This is a genomic window from Psychrosphaera algicola (genome assembly GCF_028401425.1).
GTDB classification, from domain to species: domain Bacteria; phylum Pseudomonadota; class Gammaproteobacteria; order Enterobacterales; family Alteromonadaceae; genus Psychrosphaera; species Psychrosphaera algicola.
Genome location: NZ_JAQOMS010000002.1, coordinates 3,622,752 through 3,642,757 on the forward strand (window position 1 = coordinate 3,622,752; position 20,006 = coordinate 3,642,757).

General features: G+C 39.0%; 20 protein-coding genes and 4 pseudogenes. 19 read left to right on the forward strand and 5 right to left on the reverse strand.

The features are described from left to right. Positions 1-1,150: 1,150 nt before the first annotated feature. The 10 genes from PN838_RS19860 (at position 1,151) to PN838_RS19905 (ending at position 9,018) form a co-directional block, all read left to right on the forward strand. Positions 1,151-2,187, forward strand: a protein-coding gene (locus PN838_RS19860; protein ID WP_272180397.1) for an IS630 family transposase whose coding sequence is annotated in 2 segments (ribosomal slippage) — positions 1,151-1,733 and positions 1,733-2,187 — 1,038 coding nt in all. Because the reading frame shifts where the segments join, the coding sequence is not laid out codon by codon here. Between the two features lie 339 nt (positions 2,188-2,526). Then, entirely contained in the window at positions 2,527-2,934 is a 408-nt protein-coding gene (locus PN838_RS19865) for a YacL family protein (protein WP_272181735.1), read from the forward strand. A 7-nt stretch (positions 2,935-2,941) separates the two neighbouring features. Beyond that, the gene (locus PN838_RS19870) at positions 2,942-3,346 is read left to right on the forward strand and encodes a hypothetical protein (RefSeq protein WP_272181736.1); all 405 of its coding nucleotides are present in this window, start codon (positions 2,942-2,944) and stop codon (positions 3,344-3,346) included. A 203-nt stretch (positions 3,347-3,549) separates the two neighbouring features. After that, complete coding sequence (locus PN838_RS19875) at positions 3,550-3,909, forward strand: hypothetical protein (RefSeq protein ID WP_272181737.1); 360 nt, start codon at positions 3,550-3,552, stop codon at positions 3,907-3,909. Between the two features lie 67 nt (positions 3,910-3,976). Next, positions 3,977-4,690, forward strand: a complete 714-nt coding sequence (locus PN838_RS19880) for a sensor histidine kinase (RefSeq protein WP_272181738.1) — start codon at positions 3,977-3,979, stop codon at positions 4,688-4,690. Between the two features lie 23 nt (positions 4,691-4,713). Beyond that, complete coding sequence (locus PN838_RS19885) at positions 4,714-5,514, forward strand: PAS domain-containing protein (protein ID WP_272181739.1); 801 nt, start codon at positions 4,714-4,716, stop codon at positions 5,512-5,514. 15 nt (positions 5,515-5,529) lie between these two features. Beyond that, positions 5,530-6,183 (forward strand): response regulator, encoded by a 654-nt coding sequence (locus tag PN838_RS19890; protein ID WP_272181740.1) that lies wholly within the window; start codon positions 5,530-5,532, stop codon positions 6,181-6,183. Between the two features lie 94 nt (positions 6,184-6,277). Further along, positions 6,278-6,679 (forward strand): MASE1 domain-containing protein, encoded by a 402-nt coding sequence (locus PN838_RS19895; RefSeq protein ID WP_272181741.1) that lies wholly within the window; start codon positions 6,278-6,280, stop codon positions 6,677-6,679. After that, positions 6,658-7,440: a CHASE domain-containing protein gene (locus tag PN838_RS19900; protein ID WP_272181742.1), complete on the forward strand. Its 783-nt coding sequence runs from the start codon at positions 6,658-6,660 to the stop codon at positions 7,438-7,440. The genes PN838_RS19895 and PN838_RS19900 overlap by 22 nt, the downstream gene beginning before the upstream one ends. Before the next feature lie 87 nt (positions 7,441-7,527). Next, positions 7,528-9,018, forward strand: a complete 1,491-nt coding sequence (locus PN838_RS19905) for an ATP-binding protein (RefSeq protein ID WP_272181743.1) — start codon at positions 7,528-7,530, stop codon at positions 9,016-9,018. Between the two features lie 60 nt (positions 9,019-9,078). Here the strand turns inward: PN838_RS19905 and PN838_RS19910 are convergent, their stop codons facing one another. The 4 genes from PN838_RS19910 to PN838_RS19925 form a co-directional block, all read right to left on the reverse strand. Next, positions 9,079-9,930 carry a DMT family transporter gene (locus tag PN838_RS19910; protein ID WP_272181744.1) on the reverse strand — a complete coding sequence of 284 codons (852 nt, stop codon included), beginning with the start codon at positions 9,928-9,930 and terminating at the stop codon, positions 9,079-9,081. Between the two features lie 157 nt (positions 9,931-10,087). Then, positions 10,088-10,573 (reverse strand): FKBP-type peptidyl-prolyl cis-trans isomerase, encoded by a 486-nt coding sequence (locus PN838_RS19915; protein WP_215965293.1) that lies wholly within the window; start codon positions 10,571-10,573, stop codon positions 10,088-10,090. An 8-nt stretch (positions 10,574-10,581) separates the two neighbouring features. After that, positions 10,582-11,064: a CAF17-like 4Fe-4S cluster assembly/insertion protein YgfZ gene (gene ygfZ, locus PN838_RS19920; protein ID WP_272181745.1), complete on the reverse strand. Its 483-nt coding sequence runs from the start codon at positions 11,062-11,064 to the stop codon at positions 10,582-10,584. A 143-nt stretch (positions 11,065-11,207) separates the two neighbouring features. Then, positions 11,208-11,408: a hypothetical protein gene (locus PN838_RS19925; RefSeq protein WP_272181746.1), complete on the reverse strand. Its 201-nt coding sequence runs from the start codon at positions 11,406-11,408 to the stop codon at positions 11,208-11,210. A 323-nt stretch (positions 11,409-11,731) separates the two neighbouring features. Between PN838_RS19925 and PN838_RS19930 the strand changes: the two are divergent. Both PN838_RS19930 and PN838_RS19935 read left to right on the forward strand, forming a co-directional pair. Then, positions 11,732-11,936 (forward strand): annotated as a pseudogene (locus tag PN838_RS19930) (FAD assembly factor SdhE). A 13-nt stretch (positions 11,937-11,949) separates the two neighbouring features. Further along, on the forward strand, positions 11,950-12,468 hold the full coding sequence (locus tag PN838_RS19935; RefSeq protein ID WP_272181747.1) for a hypothetical protein: 519 nt from the start codon (positions 11,950-11,952) through the stop codon (positions 12,466-12,468). A 68-nt stretch (positions 12,469-12,536) separates the two neighbouring features. Here PN838_RS19935 and nadB read toward each other — a convergent pair whose 3' ends face one another. Continuing rightward, positions 12,537-14,147: an L-aspartate oxidase gene (gene nadB, locus PN838_RS19940; RefSeq protein WP_215965297.1), complete on the reverse strand. Its 1,611-nt coding sequence runs from the start codon at positions 14,145-14,147 to the stop codon at positions 12,537-12,539. Positions 14,148-14,415: 268 nt separating this feature from the next. Here nadB and rpoE point away from each other — a divergent pair. From rpoE to PN838_RS19970, 7 genes and pseudogenes are all read left to right on the forward strand, one after another. Beyond that, positions 14,416-14,996, forward strand: a pseudogene (gene rpoE, locus PN838_RS19945) (RNA polymerase sigma factor RpoE). Positions 14,997-15,118: 122 nt separating this feature from the next. Beyond that, positions 15,119-15,736, forward strand: coding sequence for a sigma-E factor negative regulatory protein (locus tag PN838_RS19950; RefSeq protein ID WP_272181748.1), 618 nt, complete (start codon positions 15,119-15,121; stop codon positions 15,734-15,736). A 97-nt stretch (positions 15,737-15,833) separates the two neighbouring features. Next, a complete protein-coding gene (locus PN838_RS19955; protein WP_215965300.1) occupies positions 15,834-16,880 on the forward strand; it encodes a MucB/RseB C-terminal domain-containing protein in 1,047 nt (348 codons plus the stop codon). Then, positions 16,880-17,263 (forward strand): SoxR reducing system RseC family protein, encoded by a 384-nt coding sequence (locus PN838_RS19960; RefSeq protein WP_272181749.1) that lies wholly within the window; start codon positions 16,880-16,882, stop codon positions 17,261-17,263. Before PN838_RS19955 ends, PN838_RS19960 begins: the two co-directional genes overlap by 1 nt. Positions 17,264-17,435: 172 nt before the next feature. Then, a pseudogene (locus PN838_RS26625) lies at positions 17,436-17,728 on the forward strand (hypothetical protein); the annotation flags it as partial. A gap of 99 nt (positions 17,729-17,827) precedes the next feature. After that, the gene (locus PN838_RS26630; RefSeq protein WP_334313545.1) at positions 17,828-18,064 is read left to right on the forward strand and encodes an OB-fold-containig protein; all 237 of its coding nucleotides are present in this window, start codon (positions 17,828-17,830) and stop codon (positions 18,062-18,064) included. A gap of 108 nt (positions 18,065-18,172) precedes the next feature. After that, positions 18,173-19,986, forward strand: a pseudogene (locus PN838_RS19970) (flotillin family protein). Positions 19,987-20,006 lie beyond the last annotated feature (20 nt).

The following is a 20,006-nucleotide window of genomic DNA, read 5'->3' on the forward strand; positions in this document are numbered from 1 at the left end:
GTTGAGGGACTAATTTTGATCACTTTTAATGGAGTAAAAAATAGGTGAGAAATAGTAGAATAAAAAGCTGAAATCCATATGATTCAGTAGCTGTGTGTGCATGTCTGGGTTTATTTGACAGAGCTTGATGATAAAAGCTGTAGGTGCGAAGTTCAGTTTGAATGTTAGTCGTATGAATAACTTAAAATGACGTAATTACACAATAGAATGTCGATAAGCGGTGATCTACAGTCATAAAAAAGCAGCGCTAAGCTGCTTTTTCATAGACTCTTTAAGCGTCCTGCTCAACTAATTCCGTTAGTATCGTCTTCCCTGTTTGCTCCTTGCCCTCAATTCCATTGAGTTCCCATCCATTTGGTCCCATATTCCTTTGCGCTACCTTGCGTTCATGTCCTTATGATTCCAATTTCCATACCGACTGATTTCCGTATTGTTCGCTCCGTGCGTCCATATTAGTCCGTTAACGCATCCTACGTTTCCATCCCTAATAGTCCAATTAGCTTCCCATCTATCCCTATCCATTTCCTTGTGTTTAAGCTCCTGCTTTCCTACAATATTTCCTTATTCGCTTCCAGCGTTTCCTATCCCTGTGTGTTAAATCATTTAACACTCTCGTCGTTTCGTTGAGTTCATATTAGAGACAAACGAAAAATGGGGAACTATGAAAATATTATGGTTTCTAAATATAAAAGTAGTCACATTGTGTTTTTATTGTTATTTTCCTTATGAAACAAGTGTTTATGGTGTTTTGTTCTATGGTTTAGTCGTCTATATTCAGAAAGGTCTTAGGGTACTGTGAGATATGTCTTACAAGTTTTCAGGCGGTATACGCTTTTGCCCATAACGTAACTTGGTATCCGCCATTCAAAATGAATTTTTAGTCAACTGTAATGGTCTGCCGGGTCAACCCTTTATATACTAGAGTACTTTACGTGATGGTGAGTTTAGTCCAATATTTTCTTTTAATAACGACACTCAAGCAATGCAGGTTGATAGTAATTACGGAAATGCTAGCTTATTTAAAACTCCTGTTGCCAATGTCCTAGGATCAATGTGGTCGATAATTATCAATAAGCAAGAGGATGACTTATACCATTTCATTTTAAATTGTGATCTAATAACAGCACTTACAGTCTAATCGTTTATAAATGTGAAAGTAAATTCTAAAAATGATGTTTTGGCCTTAGCCAAAGCTGAACAAAACGCACGTAAAAAGTTACGCCTTTTGGCCGTTTACCATTTTCTAGATGGTAAAAATAGAACCCAGATAGCCAGTATGCTAGTCGTAAGCCGGCGTATCGTTAATGAATGGATTAAGCGGTACCTTTCCTTTGGCTTAGATGGATTGGAAAGTAAAAAAGCAAAAGGACGAGAACCGTATCTAAACGAGATCCAAAAACTAAAATTAGCCAAGTTTGTTGAAAAACAATCCGTTAGCGCAACAGGCGGCAGATTGACTGGTGAACGAATACACCGTTACATCGTGGATAACTTTGGCGTAACTTACCACCCGAATTCCGTCTACAAATTACTCGAATCTTTAGGCTATAGCTGGATAACGAGTCGCTCTAAGCACCCAAAGCAGTCTCAGAATAACCAAGAGACTTTTAAAAAAGTTCACCCTGAAACGATCCTTAACACTCCATTTAATGTTATGCCTAAAGATATGGATATATGGTTTCAAGACGAAGCAAGGTTTGGACAGCAAAATACAACGACAAGAGTTTGGGCAAAAAAGGGACTAGGCCAAGAGCGGTCAAACAGCAACAATTTGAATATGCGTATCTCTTCGGCGCAGTCTGCCCACGCAATGGAAGGACAGAAGCGCTGATCACTCCATACGTTAACAAAGAAGTAATGACATTGCATATGGAGCAAATATCAAAGGCGACACCAATAGGCCGACATGCCGTAGTTATCATGGATGGTGCAGGCTGGCATACGCTCGATACGGTACAACCATTTGATAATGTGACGCTAATAAAACTTCCACCATATTCACCAGAACTGAATCCAATCGAACAAGTATGGAGTTGGATGCGTCAGCACCATTTAGCCAATAAAAGTTTTAAAGGTTATGACGACATTGTGAACTCATGTACAAAAGCATGGAATTGCTTCATTAGCGATACAAAAAGAGTCATTAAAATGTGTACTAGGGCTTGGGCTTCAGTGGGAACAAATTAAGGTGGATTGGTATTATTATTAAAGCGTAACGGTTAGTTATTTTCTTGTAGTAAGAATTTGTTTGGATATGATGAAAGGAAAGTCTTTAGGTACTTTTAGTGAATTATTTATCGTTTCTAAACAACTTCTGACACGGATTTTGACGCGAATTTTACGGAAATGCTTCAATTGGTTATTCCTAATCTAGTTGCAGCGCTTAAGCTACTTAACAAGAATACCCACTTATTTTTAATATCCGCAGATTATTCATTAAGGCTTTTTGTTTAAAACAACTACTATAAGTTAATACGACACTAGCGTAATGCGAGCGGTATACGCAATTACAACAAAGGACTTAACTTGGACTTTCAGTTTGTTTACGATCGACGTCTAAAACGACATTTTTTAGAACTTGGCGGTGAGTACACTGTTGTCGCTAATTTATTTAACGACGAGTTAGCGCCAGCTGGTATGAGTATTTCAGTGCTGCAAACTTTACGCGAGCAATTGCTAAAAAATTCTGGGGTATTGATCGGGCAAGAGTGGTCGGTCAATATTGAAGCAGAAGAACTCACTATTTATCACAATAATTATGCTGAGCACTTAGAAAATCTGGTTACTGAACGTGACGAAGATGAGGATATGCGTCAGGAAAAAACAGAAGATGAAAGCGAATACGATGTATTTCTAGGTGACCATATTTTGAGGTGCGGTAAGGACGATCTTATTTATCTAATTGATAAATGGATTGATTTTATTCAGGAATGAATAACGAATGTTAAATAGTACAAATTCACCTCGTCATTTTGTCGTGGCCACGTTGGCATTTTTTGCTTCGTTTGTTGTGATTATTTTTATGTCACAAATGCAAACAGCCATGTTTCTAAACTATGATTTTTTTGTAAAAGTTAAAAGCTTCAAGGCAGTACTGTGTTTGTCTGCGCTATTTTATCTTTCATTTTTAACAAAAAGTTATTTGGGCAGTGTATTACGTTGGGATCGTTTTAAATGGCATATACCGACTATATTGGTAGCACACGGCATTGAATCAACATTTTATGGGTATGTTGATAATCCCGCATACTGGGTTGTCATTAGCTGTATAACATTAATTATTTCCGCCGTTGTTACGCTATTTTATGTTGTATCTCAGATAAAAAAATCAAAAAAGAATGGCTGATTAATATTCTAATTGGTACGGGGTTAATTTTTAGCTGCGTTTATGCATTTACATTAAATGTGAATTTTAATCATATTGATGAATTCAGTTTGTTGCTTGTCATACTGGTTACGTTTTCAGCCTCGTGTTTAATTTTGTCTTCATTACTGCTGTTGAGTCATCCCCATAGTTCGCAACGTGAAATGCATTCTGTACCTTTGGTCATGGCTATTATTTCTTTATTTGAAATATTTGGTCGGGAAGGGTTCGTTGTCTGGTGGGGAGCGGTAATACTCCATGTATTTCTATTTTATTTGTTGGTTGTCACAATTGTTAGAATAAATCAGTCAGTAGCTCGCGTGATGAATATGTATCAACAAGGCTTAGATACGAATTTAACTCCCTACTTTTGTGGTAGCCTAAATGGCCGTATCTTGTTTGCTAATCAAGCATACAAACGCCTTGTTGGCGAGAAAATTGATAGCAACACCAAAGAGTTACATAATGTTTTGTTGGAACACCCCTTTGGCCAGAAATTAAAGAAAAATTTTGTACAAAAGGTTTTTATAAAGCGGAAACAGTAATCAATCGAAATAACTTAGCCCCGCATACGGTGTCGTTACATATTAAACCATTGCATCCAGAAAACGATTGGTACCAAGCGTCTTTTACCGATTTGGAATCTCGAATCGAAATCCAAAAAATCGTGATGATGCACTTGAAAAACTCGCTCAATTGTCAAAAAACTTGATGGAAAAGCAGGAAGAAGAAAGACGATATTTTGCTAAAGAACTTCACGACGAAATTGGCCAAGGTTTGACGCTTCTTAAAATTCAGCATCAATTACCTGAACCGGATATTGAACTAATTAATCATGTGCTAAACGAGTTATTGGAATCGGTTCGTAATCTATCACTTAATTTAAGACCTTCAATTTTGGACGATATGGGGGTATCTGTTGCATTAGGCTGGCTAGCAGAACGACAGGTTAAATTCAGTACATTAAATGTTGAGACTAAGATCCAAACTGATGTTCCGAGGATGTCCGAAAAATTGGAGATTTCTATTTTTCGGATTGCACAGGAAGCGTTTACCAATATTCATAAATACGCTAAAGCGACAAAAGTTAAGCTCGAGTTCACCTTTGTTGATAATACAATTACATTATCAGTAATCGACGACGGCATTGGTTTTGATGTAGGCTCTAAGTTAAATTTTGCAATCAAGAGTCAAAGTTTAGGACTGGTAAGTATTAGAGAGCGTGCTTTTACTATTAATGGAAAATTGCAGTTAAATTCCAGTCCTGAAACTGGGACATCGATTAAACTGGTGGTGCCTTTTGTTGGCAGAGGTAACGTAGTTTGAAATGTCTTAAATATATAGTCGTTGTGTTGCTGGTATTGGCATTTAGTGCAAATGCTAACGAACAGGCCAATTTTAATGTGGTTTATAAGGTCATTACCAGCGCCGATAATCAGCTATTTTTAGTTACCGATAATGGGACATGGAAAGTAGACGGGCAATATATTGTTAGAGTTGACTCTGTAACAGTTGAAAAACTTAAACTTGCTAATTTTGATTTTCCAAAACCTGTTTTATCGTTTAACCATGTTTCAGAAAACCCAAGCTGGCATGGCATTTTTATTGTTATCGTAGGGATATTACTTTGTATTGCACTATTTATTTTGCAGCGCGATTCAAGCCTTAAAGATAAACAATATATGACTACGTTGAGGCAACAGAAACGATTAATGGATTTGTGTTTCTGGGTGACAGGTGACATTGTATTAGATTGTGATTTAGAACAAAATTTTGTCGAAAAAATCACAGACAGTAAGCTGTTTTTTGATCTGGATGGAATTACATTTTTATCTGACAGCTACTTAAATCAGATCCACCCCGACGATAAATCAATGTTTCAAACGCAATATCAAGCTATATTGGCAGCTGGCCACAATCGATTTCAATTGATGTACCGATTTTCTGATAACAATGGCGATTGGCGATGGATTGTTGAAAGGGGGTGCGTCATCGAACGTGCGTCTAACGGAGAAGCAAAGCGAATAGTAACGAATTTGCGAGATGAAAGTGAGTTGCGACGTGAGCAAAATAATCTGGTTAGAATTAATCATGCTCTGGAAAAGAAAATTGCAGCGATTAAAGTGCAAGAGCAGGCAAACAAAAACTAAAATAGGTGATAGTTAATGGAGAAATACACCATATTATTTGCAGATGATCATACCTTGATAAGACAGGGGATCATCAGCTTAGTCAGACACTTTGCCTTTATTGATAGTGACAACATATTACAGGCAAGTAATGGCCTAGAGGCCATCGCTATCGTTAAACGTGCGCATCCTGATGTTGTTGTTATGGACGTTTCTATGCCACAGATGAACGGACTTGAAGCGACCCAACTCATTAAAAGTCAGTTTCCGGAAGTGAAGGTGCTTATATTGTCTCATTACAATAACGAACCTTATGTGCTAAGAGCCCTAAAAGCTGGTGCCGATGGTTATATGTTAAAAGACGCTGCGGTAAGCGAATTGGAGCAAGGTTTATTAAATGTGCTACATGACAAATTGTATATTAGTCCGGATATCGATCAGAATATTATCGCAAAGTTGAATAATAGCCCTAACGGACTGAATGACGCATTAGAATTGTTAACTGCACGGCAGCGTAATATTCTACAATTAATTGCAGAAGGTCATTCTACTAGAGATATAGCCGAAAAACTTTTCCTGAGTGTAAAAACCATTGAAGCTCATCGTTCTAATATAATGGATAGACTCGCTATACGTGATATCCCTAGGTTGGTTCGTTTTGCAATTCGAGTTGGACTGATTCAAGCCTAAATTATTAATAAATAAATCAATAGCTTTATTTGGAAATGCAGAATTTTTAATTGGACTTATACTAAGGTTACATATTTTAAAAAGGGTATTTGAATTGACTAATAACTCGCTTCTAGCGCAGCGGTATGCATTTTTGTTACTTGGCTATTTTGGTACCGGTTATATCCTTTCTAATATTTCTTTTAACAGTCAAATTGTGCCAGTTTGGTTACCTGCGGGTATCGCGCTTAGCGCTGTATACCTATGGGGATACAAGCTATTACCCGCGGTATTTGTCGCATCAATCATTTTCAATTTTTCAGTTTTGCCCAATTTTGAAGTTTCTCAAATACTGTCTGAACTCGGCTTTCAAAATATCCTAATCGCCTCCGGTGCGACGTTGCAGACCTTTGTCGGTGCATACATTCTTAGTCGTTGGATTGGTAATCCTATAAAACAAGCAGAAAGTAAAAAAACCATCAGTTTTATTTTTTTGTGGGCCTATTTGTTAATTTAATTTCGTCAAATATTGGTACTTTGTCACTGACTTTACTGAATGATCTTTTTAGCTGGGACGCTTACCTACTTAATATGATGTACTGGTGGTTGGGAGACTCATCGGGTGTATTGATCATGACACCATTTTTACTCAGTCTTTACACAGTTAATGATGAACAGCAGGACTCAAGTCAACCGAAATATATGGTTGTGAATTCGGTTAGTATCTTGTTTGTAGCAATTGTTATGATGACTTGGTTATTCGTAGAGGACTCTAATCAAAATGCGGATTCGCATATTGATTCAAATATTAAAACCATTGAAAATGCGATTTACAGAAAAATAACAACCAATGTCGCTAAACTTCAGCAATTGAGTCATTCAATTCAATTGCAGGATGACTTAAAAAAATCTGATTTTTTAATGTTATCTGATGATTTTTTGGCCATTGATAATTCGATTAAGGCATTGTCCTGGAACCCCTTAATTTCACAAGACAAACTGGATGCTGCGCAACAACTTCTGGCAAGAGAATATAGTGATGGTGAGCATATCAAAGGTGACCCTTTAAGTGAGGATGACCCTATTGTTTATGTGCAATATATCAATCCAATTGAAGGTAATAAGCAAGCAGTTGGCTTTAACGTCTATTCAAATCCTTTGAGAAAGCTTACTATTGATTCAATTTTAAATACCTATCAACCCGCAGCGACGCAAATTTTACAGTTGGTTCAAAACGACTTTTTGATCCATCTTTTTTGGTGTTTTATCCGGTTCTAAAGCCTTAGTCACGACATCGATGACCCCACCAAAAATCACATCACTGGATTTGCTACAGGTGTTTTTTCGGTTTCTAAAATAATCGAAATGGCCTTAACTAAAGAGCAACGACATTTATTTGAGTACGAGTTATTTGAATTTGGCGAAGAACACCCATTTTTAACCAGCAAAAATTTTCAGGACGTTAATACACTAAAGACTAGCGCAATTTTAAATCTAAATATGTTGAACCAGATTTGGAAGATGAAAATATTTGTCAATGAAGCAAATCTCATACTATTTAAAAATCGTTCGTATTTAGTGTTGTTTATCCTGCAATTTACTTTAGTGGTTATTTTTATAAGCTTAATTTTAATGATGAATAATCGACAAGTTGTATTAGACCGCCTCGTTTTACAAAAGACCAAGTCGCTCAGTTTGGCGGTGAAGGAAGCCAAACATGCAAATGAAGCCAAAAGCCGGTTTTTGGCGAATATGAGTCATGAAATTCGAACACCAATGAACTCTGTTGTTGGTTTTTCTCGACTTGCGAATAAATCTGATGATATCGATGAGATTAAGTCGTTTGTTAATAAAATCGAAATTTCGTCAGATATTATGATGAATGTCGTCGACGATATCTTAGATATTGCCAAAATTGAATCCGAGAAATTGAAACTAAGCGAAGAGGATTTTGATTTAAAAATAATTTTGCAAAAGGTATCTGTGATATTTAAAGCTCAAGCAGAGCAAAAATCCATAAACTGGTTGATTAATGACAACTTACCCGACGGGGTGTTGTATAAAGCTGACAAAACAAGGTTGCAACAAATTATTATGAATTTGTGCAGTAATGCTATTAAATTTACCGATAGCGGCAGTATTACCTTAAGTGCCGATGCTAAAATGCAAAGGAACGGGGTTGCGGAAGTAAAGATTGGCATAACGGACACAGGAATAGGCATGACCCCGAGCCAACTTAGGCACATTTTCACGCCATTCACTCAGGCAGACGATACAACCTCAAGAAAATACGGTGGCACAGGATTGGGATTAGCCATATCTAAACAATTGAGTGAATTGATGGGAGGACAGCTTACTGCTAAAAGTCAAATATCAAAAGGGACGTATTTTGAACTATCGTGCCCGTTGAAAATATCAACTAAACATGGACATGAGAAACTTAAAACACAGCAATCTGTACCAACGGTAGATATTAGCCATTTAAAAATATTGGTTGCAGAAGACAATAAAATTAACCAACTGCTTGTAACTAAGGTACTTGAAGAATTTGCTATTACACCAACTGTTGTAGAAAACGGTGCATTGGCTGTTGAAGCAGCAAAACGCGAACCCTTTGATGCAATACTCATGGATTGCCAGATGCCTGTGCTGGATGGTTATGAGGCGACAAAACAGATTTTAATGACACCAGATTTAAACAATATGCGAATAATTGCCTTAACTGCTGATGTGGACGTATTAAGTAAGTCCAAGGCACAGGATTTTGGTTTTTCCGCACATCTTTCGAAGCCAATTGATGTCGAAAAATTGTATGAATGTTTAGCTGAAGTTGTTCGTCATTCCAAACATAAATAGCAAGACGTTAAGCGGCGAATATTCCGCACAGGTACAGCCATATTCGACTTTAGTTGTTTCTTACACTCGAACTTTTTGGCTAAATGGTTTCGCTAATACAAGAAAAATACCGCCAATAACCAATACGGATGCACCAACGAGCCGCAACGTTATTGCTTCATCAGCCCATATTAAGCCACCAACCGCTGCAATAATCGGAACGGCAAGTTGTATAACGCCAGCCTGTAGTACGTTGATATGTTTTAATATGATGTACCAGACCGTGTAGCCAGCAGCACTTGCTAATACACCAGATGCGATCGCAAGCAAAACCCCTGTCTGATTGATAATAGTTGTGTCTAAATTAAAAAGCGCAACAAGCAGGCAGATTGGTACGGCGTAAATAAAGTTAAAGCTAGTATCAATGCTTGGATCAGAGCCAGCTTTTCCACGAATCGTATAAACTGCCCAGACCATACCTGACAGGGCCATTAGGATAAACCCAACAATACTCGGTGATGTTAACTCCGGAAACACCAAAACTACGAGCCCCAAAAAGGCTAATCCTACGCCAAACTTCTCAATGGCTAATGTCGATTTTCCCTGCAATGCAGAAGCAATAAACATGGTTATCTGTACAGCGCCAAATAATATTAGTGCCCCTGTGCCAGTATCTAGTGAGACATAGGCAAGTGAAAAGCAAAAGGCATAAACCATTAACCATAATGAAGAAAGCCAATTCGACTTCCGATTCAATGCCAATTTTTGTCTCTTTGCAAAAAGGAAAATAGCTAATGCAATAGCACCAGATATTAGTCTAATGTTGGTGAACGTTATGGGGTCGATGTGGTTATCACCTAACGCTAAACGGCCAAAAATAGAATTGCCAGCAAAAGCAAAGAGCGCAAATAAAATAAGGAAAATCAGCTGCACGTTAATAATGGCCTAGCCTATGGTGATTAACAGTTATGCGAATCAACTATTGTTATTGGAGATATTATTTTGAAGACAAGAATGAACAGATAAATACTAACTGTAAATTTTGAGCTAATGTCACACTTTGCAACATTAACCCAAACAGTTGATGCGCCTAGTGAGAGTGGCCACATCCGCCTGCACTATGAACATGACCGTGGGCAAGTTCATCTTGAGTTGCTTCACGCACCTCTAGTATTTCAACGTCAAATGCTAAGTCGATTCCCGCAAGAGGGTGGTTACCGTCAACAGTTACACTCTCGTCGTCTTTTGCGACAACGATAACCGTTTGCTCACCATTGTCTGTCCCAGCGCGCAATTGCATGCCAACTTCAACTTCAAAGTCTGCAAACAACTCTTTACCAAGTTTTTGTACTAGACCGTCAAAACGTTCCCCATATGCATCTTCAGCGGCAACTTTAACTTCAAATGTATCGCCGACAACATGGTCAATTAACTCTTTTTCTAATCCTTCGATTAAAAATTTTGTCCCTAAAATAAACTCGATTGGTTGTGAGTCATAAGAACTGTCAATTAGAGTATCTTCGCTATCTTTTACCGCGTAATGCATTTTAACAACGGAGTTATTTGTAATTTTCATTTTTAGCCTTAGTTTTCTGCAAGAGAGTAGGGCAATTCAAGTAAACTTAGTGCCGTATCATCATCTTGGTTTATATAAATAGGTTGCTGTTCGATGTCCTTTGGCAACACGAGTTGCACGGCGGTTTCACCTTGATAGTTAGAGAAGTTTATCACTTTACCCTGCGCTCTGCGATTGCCATTTAACGCAACGTATACGTCTTGGCCAATTTCAAATTCAACAGGTTGGTCAATTGAAGCGACAAATAATGCACGTTTGTTTTTGCCCAAGTAGCGCATTCTGGCGACAGTTTCTTGTCCCATATAGCAACCTTTGTTAAACGAAATATAGTCTAACGCTTGGAGGTTCAACATTTGAGGTACGTATTCACCAATTGTCTTGGCGTACAGATGTGCGCGTCCGCTTAGGACTTCTTGATGCCACCATTGGGCCGCATCACCGCTGGTTTCGATTTCATCTTTACTTAAAATTAAGACATGTCCAGGTGCCAATTCAAAGTTAAAACCTTGGGCATTGACGTGGTCTGAACCATAAACGTGCCAGTTAGCGGTGTCGTCTACGATATCCGCTTTTGCAAAAACACCGTATTTGTTTAGTTCAGCTAATGATGCTGCAGCACTGTCTTTGGTCGCGATTAGATAAAGTGCATCGTCAATTTTTTAGCGATAAAGGTCGACCACATTTTGCCTTTGGCATTGCAGTGACTACCGGCAAGCCAATTTGCGTCCGTCAACTTTGTGACGTCACAAGAAACTTGACCTTGTAAAAACGAGGTGGCGTCCACCCCAGAGAGTTTAATCACACTGTATTGAGTTAAGGAAACGGTCATTGACATGGTTTAGTCCAATTTTTACGAATTGCCTACTTCTATGGGGATGAATTTACAAATTCCAATTGATTTTGTTAATTAGTCTATCAGAGCTGAGAAATGGGGGTTGTCGTAAAACATGATTGAATGCCAAGTTGATTTGGACAAAATGAATATAAGCTGAAGTCCAGCTATATTTTAAACTCAAACTTTTGGTATCATAGGCCTTCAAAATGATAATCGAGACGGTTGATGACGGAAAAAAAGCACAAGTCGTATATGTAGATGAGAGCGGCACAAAATTTCAATTAGATTCCAAGCCAAAACTTAAATGGGCATGCCGACGCGGTATGTTAGAACTCGATGTATTGTTTGAACCGTTTGTTGACGATGCATATGACGCGTTAAACGAAAAGCAGCGATATACTTTTCAGCGGTTATTGGCGAGTGAAGATCCAGAGTTGTTTGCCTTGGTTTATGGGACATGAAATTTGTCCAGACGAGGAATTACGCGGCATGGTTGAGCTCATATTAAATAGAGTTAAAGTGAGTTAACGAGAATAGGATCATGGATGATTCGTCTTACTTTAGGGTAGCCGTTGCAACAACCAATAAAGTGCGACACAGGTTGTATGTTGCGCTTTGTTTCTTAGTTGTAGTTAGTGTCTTAATAACACCGCATTTAAATACTCTATTGTTATCACTAAGTAGTTTGCTGATTGCGCTATCTGGCCTATTCATCTTTTTGGTGTTTTCAAAACGTCCGACACCACATCTTCTCCTACTAACTGAAAAAGGCCAAGTAAACCTTGTATTTATTGCGCGACATAGCAATAGGCCAGCAATGGCAACGGCCGCCAAACCATTGAAAATTGATTCTATGCCTAGCACCTATGAATTGTCGCAAGACATGCAAATACAGTCGGGGAGTTGGGTGTTATTTGGTTGTTTGCATATCAAATTACAAAATAGATTGTCGGCTCAAATTACTTGGCTAACGCTTTATTCTGATCAAATAATGGCAAGTGATTGGTGTCGGTTAAGGCGGATTTGCCTTAGATGTAATCGACCAGCGCCAATAAGCTAACCTAAATTGGCGCGTTTAGTGGTCAATATTTTAGTAAGTTTAATTACGACATAAATCGTTTGGTTAAACTAGGCATCTTTGTCCGGTGATAAAAACGTTGGAGTTGCGATGTCTAAGGTATCAGGATAATCCTTGTTAAAATGTAACCCACGACTTTCTTTTCGTTCCAAAGCACACAGCACAATAAGTTGCGCTACTTGTGCCAAATTACGTAACTCAAGCAAGTTATTACTCACTTTGAAATTAGCGTAAAACTCGTCTACTTCCTGTTTTATCAATTCGATCCGAGTAATCGCTTTATGTAAGCGGCGATTGGAACGGACAATACCGACAAAATCCCACATTAGTAATCTGAGTTCGTGCCAGTTGTGACTGATAAAAATGTTTTCTTCTGAGATGGTTACGCGACTTTCATCCCACATCGAAATTGGATCGGGTTCACTGATATTGTTTATTTCAGCCAGAATTGAACTCGCCGCGCCATGGGCAAATACAATACATTCCAGCAAGCTGTTGCTGGCCATGCGATTTGCGCCGTGCAACCCTGTGTAGGCCACTTCACCGATAGCAAACAAGTTGTCTAAGTCTGTTTTGCCGTTTAAGTCAGTAACAACACCGCCACAGGTATAATGTGCTGCAGGGACAATTGGAATTTGTTCTTTAGTAATATCAATACCTACTTTTAGGCATGTGGCGTAAATCGTAGGAAAATGTTCCAAGATAAAAGTTTCATCTTTATGACTTATATCAAGGTACATGCAGTCAGCACCAAGGCGTTTCATTTCAAAGTCGATTGCCCGTGCCACGATATCTCGAGGTGCGAGTTCTTCACGTTCGTCAAAGTCAGGCATAAAACGAGTGCCATCAGGACGTTTTAGATAGGCCCCTTCACCACGCATTGCCTCAGTAATAAGGAAATTTTGTGCTTTATCATTGTATAAACTAGTTGGATGAAATTGATTAAACTCCATATTGGCGACACGACAACCGGCACGCCATGCCATTGCAATACCATCGCCGCTGGCAATATCGGGGTTTGACGTATATTGATAAACTTTACTGGCACCACCTGTCGCAACCGCAACGAACTTAGCTTCAATGGTTTCGACCCGCTCTTTTGATCTATTCCAAACATAAGCGCCGTGTACCCGCTTGTCTTTTTTACCAAGTTTTTTGCTTGTGACCAAATCAAGCGCATTGAAACGTTCAAATAGAAAAATGTTTGGGTGGGCTCGTACTCGGTCAAGCAAAGTGGTTTGTACTGCTTTACCTGTCGCATCTGCGGCATGCAATATTCTGCGATGACTATGACCGCCCTCGCGGGTTAGATGAAATCGAGTTGAACCATCCTGGGCAATAATTTGATCAAATGGTACGCCTTGGTCAATTAGCCATTGCATTGACGTTTTTGCATTGGTTGCTGTAAATCGCACTGCTTCTTCATTACATAAGCCTGCACCGGCAATTAATGTATCTTGAACATGAGATTCAATACTGTCATTCTCGTCAAAAACGGCGGCTATACCACCTTGGGCATATAGGGTCGAACCTTCTTTCAGTTCGGACTTACTCAATATAATGACTGATGCTTTATCGGCTATACTTAGCGCTAAAGTCAATCCAGCGGCACCACTGCCGATAATTAAACAATCTATTTTATGTTGGATTTTGTCATTCATCTGTAATTGGCCAGTTAAATTAAAATTCATAAGTGGTGGAGTGTTATCCCATATTACTATTTAGTCACTTAGTAACCGTATAATTAAATGGAATGGCATGGCTCAAACCACTATAATCCCGCTATGAGATCTTGAAAAATAAGAGATTTCGAGTTTTTACAAAAAAAGTAAATATATTCGAACTTTTTTAAATTCAGCAGGTCATAGTTGTAACAGATAGGGATGATATCAGATTATCAACTCTAATAAACTGGGAGTAGTAGCTCGAATGAGCGAGCAAAGCAAAGATTTAGGACTGGTAAGGCGAGCGCAAGCTGGTGATAAAAAGGCCTTTGATTTATTGGTTAGAAAATACCAGAACAAAATCATTAGCTTAGTTTCTAGATATTTGGGGCATAACGGGGATGTACAAGATGTTGCGCAGGACGCATTTATCAAGGCATATACCGCATTACCTGGATTTCGTGGAGAAGCGGCTTTTTACACTTGGTTGTACAGAATCGCCGTAAATAGTGCAAAAACTATTTAATGGCCAAGGGGCGTAGACCCACAAACGTAGACGTTGATGCAGAAGACGCCGAATATTACGAAACAAGTGATGCCCTTAGAGAAAACGCATCACCTGAACGGTTGGCATTAACAGAAGAAATTAAACATGTAATTTTTGACACCATGGAAAGCCTCCCTGAAGAGCTGAGAGTAGCGATTCAATTAAGGGAAATAGATGGCATGAGTTACGAAGATATAGCAGCAGCGATGGGATGTCCGATTGGGACCGTAAGGTCTAGGATATTTCGAGCAAGGGATGCAATTGATATTAAATTGCAACCGTTGTTAGATAATCGTTAAAACAGGTTTAAAAATTGCTAGGTGTTTTAACTAGCACCTAATTATTTGATAATTGTTTTGTTTTGGTGAGCATTTAGGTTTTACTAAAAGCAATACAGTAATAACTGGAGTCGGTCGTATTTATGACTAACAATAATTTAGAATCTCTTTCCGCATTACTGGATGATGAAGTAAATCAATCTGAAATAGAACAGACAATGGATGTTCTAGGTGATGAGCAAACGGCAACGTTTGGGCGTTACGGATTGATTGGCGATGTATTACGTAACGAACAACAGTTGGTTACAGACAATGCGTTTTCCATGAGTATTCAAGCCGCAATTGAAGGTTTGGAACAGGATGCCGGATTAGAATCGAGCGTTGCTTCAGATTCTGTTGTTGCAATAAATACGCATCCTAAATGGCATCAGCGTATTACTGGTAAGGTTAAGAGTTTCACCTCTAGCTCTACTGGTAAAGGCATGGGCCAAATGGCAATTGCCGCGTCAGTTGCACTTGTTGCGGTATTTGGGGTGAGCAACATGGCACCACAAAATAATCTAATGCCTTCTCCGGTATTAAATACAACACCGCTTATTGATGGTATTTCACCGGTGTCGACGGATGGCTTAAAAGCTAAACCTTCAGCCAACCAAGTGACCCAAACTCGCATTAATGCGTTGATGGCTGACCATAATCAACAACTTCGAGTTGCTGAAGATGAAGAGCTAGATAAAGACAAAGAAGAGAACGACAACTAAAGTCAATTTGTCTAATGATGTAAAGTTAAAATCAATTAGTGTAAAAACGCCTGTAACTCGATAGAATTACGGGCGTTCTTGTTTATAAGGAAATCCCGTGGTCCCTTTGTTTTCGTTTAGCTTCACTACTTATTTTAATCGTATTTTTGTGGCAGCTAAGTCTTCCATTATTTGTTTGTTTTTGCTGTTTACCAGCACAGCATTTTCCTCTCCCGCCATTCCTACCGATATTGCAGCAACGACTGAAAAAGTTAATGCAGCCTTCTGGTTATCTAAATTACGAATGGCATTAACTCAAACCAACTTTGAGGCGGGCATTGTCACTTTAAAAGGTGAAAAAACCGAATCTTTTCAATGGGTCCATGGTGTTGAAGAAAGCACTGGTACAGAAGTAGAGCGAGTATCCCCTCTTATTGGTGGCGGCGTTATGACGATTCGTAAAGGCGATACTGTGACATTTGTGGAGCCTAACAAAGAACCGTATTCTGTTAAAAGTACAAGCATTCGAAGTTTTATCCCGCCAGTTTTTTATAAAAATGCAGCACAACTCATTAATAGTTATCAGTTTGTGTTGGTGAGTAAAAGTCAAATCGCAGGCCGTTCAGCACAACTTATCCGTATTGAATCGGTAAGCAAACATGCCTATAACTACTGGATTTGGATCGACGTATTAAGCGGTTTACCGCTACGTTTAGCCTTTGTCGACGAAGTAGGCGATGTTAAAGAACAAGTTCTGATGACTCACTTAACGTTGCACAAAGAGCCGGCACCAGAGATTACAAAACTTTTTGAATTCTCAACACCACCGGCTACAGAGGCATTGATCGCCCAGCGTCAGGAAACGAATAATTGGAATATGTCATGGTTACCAAACGGCTTTAAGTTGATCAAAAGTGACCGTCATCATGTCTCTATAAGTCGTGAAGTTTCTGATTATTATCTATATAGCGATGGCTTGGTTGAAGTATCTATCTACGTTCAAAGACCACTAGAGAGTTTTAATGGACCTTTAGTGTTACGAGATGGTGCAACATCGTTTGCAATGGTGCACGCTAATGGGTTTGACGTGACCGTTGTTGGTAAAGTGCCAGAAGAAATCGCCGTAAAAATTGCCAGCTCAGTGAAAGCGGTTCAACAACCATAATGATTAAAGAGCAAGGGGTTGTTGTCCAACTCGAAGGTGAATTTGCATGGGTTGAAACGTCAATCAAGTCAACCTGCTCAAGTTGTGCGGCCAAGTCGAATTGTGGCACAAGTGCTATTGCAAGCGCTGTAGCCGGCAAGTCAGTTGTCAATAAAGTGGTAAATCATTTAAATGCTGAAAACGGAGCCGTTGTTGAAATTGGTATTGCAGAAGATACGATAGTTAGTGGTGCGTTTTATATGTATATTCTGCCACTTATAACCGCTATGTTTTTTGCCTTTTCGGCACAGTATTGGTTGGCAAATTTGATTGAAGTGACCGAACCTATGGTGATACTTTTACCTTTGCAGGTGGCGCATTGGGTTTCTATTTGGCCAAGTTAAAACTGAGTAATTTGTCGGACACTGCTCTGCTACCGCAATTATTGAAAATTATTCCACAATCAATTGAAATTAAACAACTGAACTAAAAGAAAAAACTAATTAATAATGGATTTTTTGTGTCTCATAGGTTACGTTTGTAATTTATAAGCGCACGTTATAGGGAGAATAACCAATGAGTGAATTTCTATTTGCATCATTTAACAGTTACTACACCATCGCTTTATCAATCGTATTAATATTGTTGTTTATCGAACTTGCCGGTCAACTGGTTGGCTTTTCCTTTTCTCATCTATTCGACAGTGGTGCAGATATTGACACGACAGCGAGTCTTTCTGGCAGCGCATCAGTGTCATTGGATATTTTGGGCTGGTTAGGTCTAAAAAATTACCCTTGTTAATTTGGCTTGTGAGCTTTTTAACAGTCTTTGCCATTGTTGGCTATTGCTTGAGTTATTTTGTCTTTTTTGTACTCGATGTTTCAATAGCAAAACTTTTAGCTGGTGGTATTACACTTGTTATCTCGCTCTTCTTAAATAGCAAAGTCTGTACTAAATTGGCAGAGATTATGCCAAAAGAAGAATCCTCAGCAGTATCGAAAGAATCCTTTGCCGGTTTACTTGCAAACATCACAGTTGGCACGGCGAAGCTAGGTCAACCTGCAGAAGCCATGATTAGAGACGAATTTAATCAAAAACACTATGTGTTAGTAGAACCTATTGAAGAAGACGAATTTAGCCAAGGTGAAAACGTTGTTCTTGTAGTTAAAGAAGGTTCTCGGTGGTTGGTAACACGGTTTGATTAATCTTGTTTAACTCAATAAGTTTATTCTAAATGGATGGCGTGTCAGCGCCTCCCAAATACAAAAAGTAAGTCAAAAAAATCAACAAAAGTTAACTCTTACAAAATGGAGATGGATATGGAAAGTATTACAACGGATATGAAACTTATATTAATTATTGCAGTAGCAGTAGTGGTCGGTTTACTCACAATAGGGCTGATTTTCGCTAAATTGTATGTCAGAGCAACAAAGAAGTTTCCTTTGTTCGTACCGGCTTTGGTGGTGAGAAAGTCGTAAAAGATGGTGGCGCATTAGTGTTGCCAGTTTTGCACGATACAATCCCAGTAAACATGAACACGCTACGAATTGAAGTGGAAAAAACGAAATCTGAAGCCCTTATCACCAAGGATCGATTGCGGGTCGACGTTAAAGCCGACTTTTATTTGCGCGTTGCGCCAAATCAAGAATCGATCGCTATGGCAGCACAAACTCTCGGTATTCGTACGACACGCGTTGAGGAACTTAAAGCGTTAATGGAATCTAAGTTTGTTGACGTTTTACGTGCAGTGGCCGCTGAAATGTCAATGACAGAAATGCATGAACAACGTTCTGAATTTGTACAGAAAGTGCAAGTGAATGTCGCTAACGACTTAGAAAAAATGGTCTTGAACTGGAGACGGTTTCTCTCACCGGCTTTGACCAAACCGATTTGCAATATTTCAATGAAAACAACGCGTTTGATGCAGAAGGTCGTGCAAAACTGGCTCGTATTATTGAAGAAAAGAAAAAAGAAACAAATGACGTTGAGCAAACCAACCGCATTGCAGTTGAACGCCGTAATTTAGACGCGTCGCGTGAATCACTAGATATTAGTAAAGATGAACAACAAGCTAAACTTGAGCAAGAAAAATCGCTGGCATTTTTACGAGCAGAGCAAAATGCAGAAATCGTAAAAACACGTGAATCAAAAATGCGTGAAGAGCGACAAGCTGAAATTGAAAAAGAACAAGCGATTGAATCGTCAGAAATCGAAAAACAAAAAGAAATTGAACGTCGGAATATTGAAAAAACAATGCGATTGAACAAGCTAAAATTCAACAGCAGCGGGATATCGAAGTCGCTCAACAAGAAAAGCAAATTGCTGTAGCTGTGAAATCGGAAGAAGAGTCGGCGGCACGTGCTAAAGCGGCTGAATCTGAGAAGCTGAAAGTTGAAAAGGAAGAGGCGGTTGTAACAGCAAAGCAAGTCGCCACAGCAGAAAGACAAAAACAAATTGAAGTTATCGATGCGAAGAAAATAGCTGAACGTGAAGCTGTCGGTGTCACAGTTAAAGCCGAAGCAGAAAAACAAGCCGCAACAGACTATGCTGAATCTATACAGATTAAAGCACATGCTGAAGCAGAGTCAGCTGTGTTATTGGCTAAAGCTGACGAGAAAAAATTCGAAGTCGAAGCCGCCGGTAAACGTGCCTTGCATGAGGCTGATAACGTATTGAGCGCCGAACAAGTCGAGCTGCAAAAAGCGTTGGCAATGCTACAAGCCTTACCTCAAGTGGTTGCAGAAGCCGTTAAACCTCTACAAAATATCGATGGTATTAAGATTTTACAGGGTTATGGCGCAGGTCAAAGCTAGGGGGAACTGAAAGCAATGGCACCAATGGTGGTGGTTTTTCAGAGCAGGTAACAAGTGCAGCACTTAATTATCGAGCAAATGCGCCGCTTGTTGATGCCATGTTAAGAGAGCTAAATATGGTTGATGGTGAAAGTGGAACATTAAATGACTTAGTTTCAGGTAATTCGCCATTGCTACAAAACTCGGTAAATCAAGGGGCTGAGCAGATCCAAGTAAATCAGAGCCAGCATAGTGAAAATAAACCAAACAGCGTCCAGGCGGAGGTTGTAGCGAATAATTCGCCGTTAGATAAAACGGAAAACAGTCGTACTTAAGCGGTTTAAATATTTTGTTA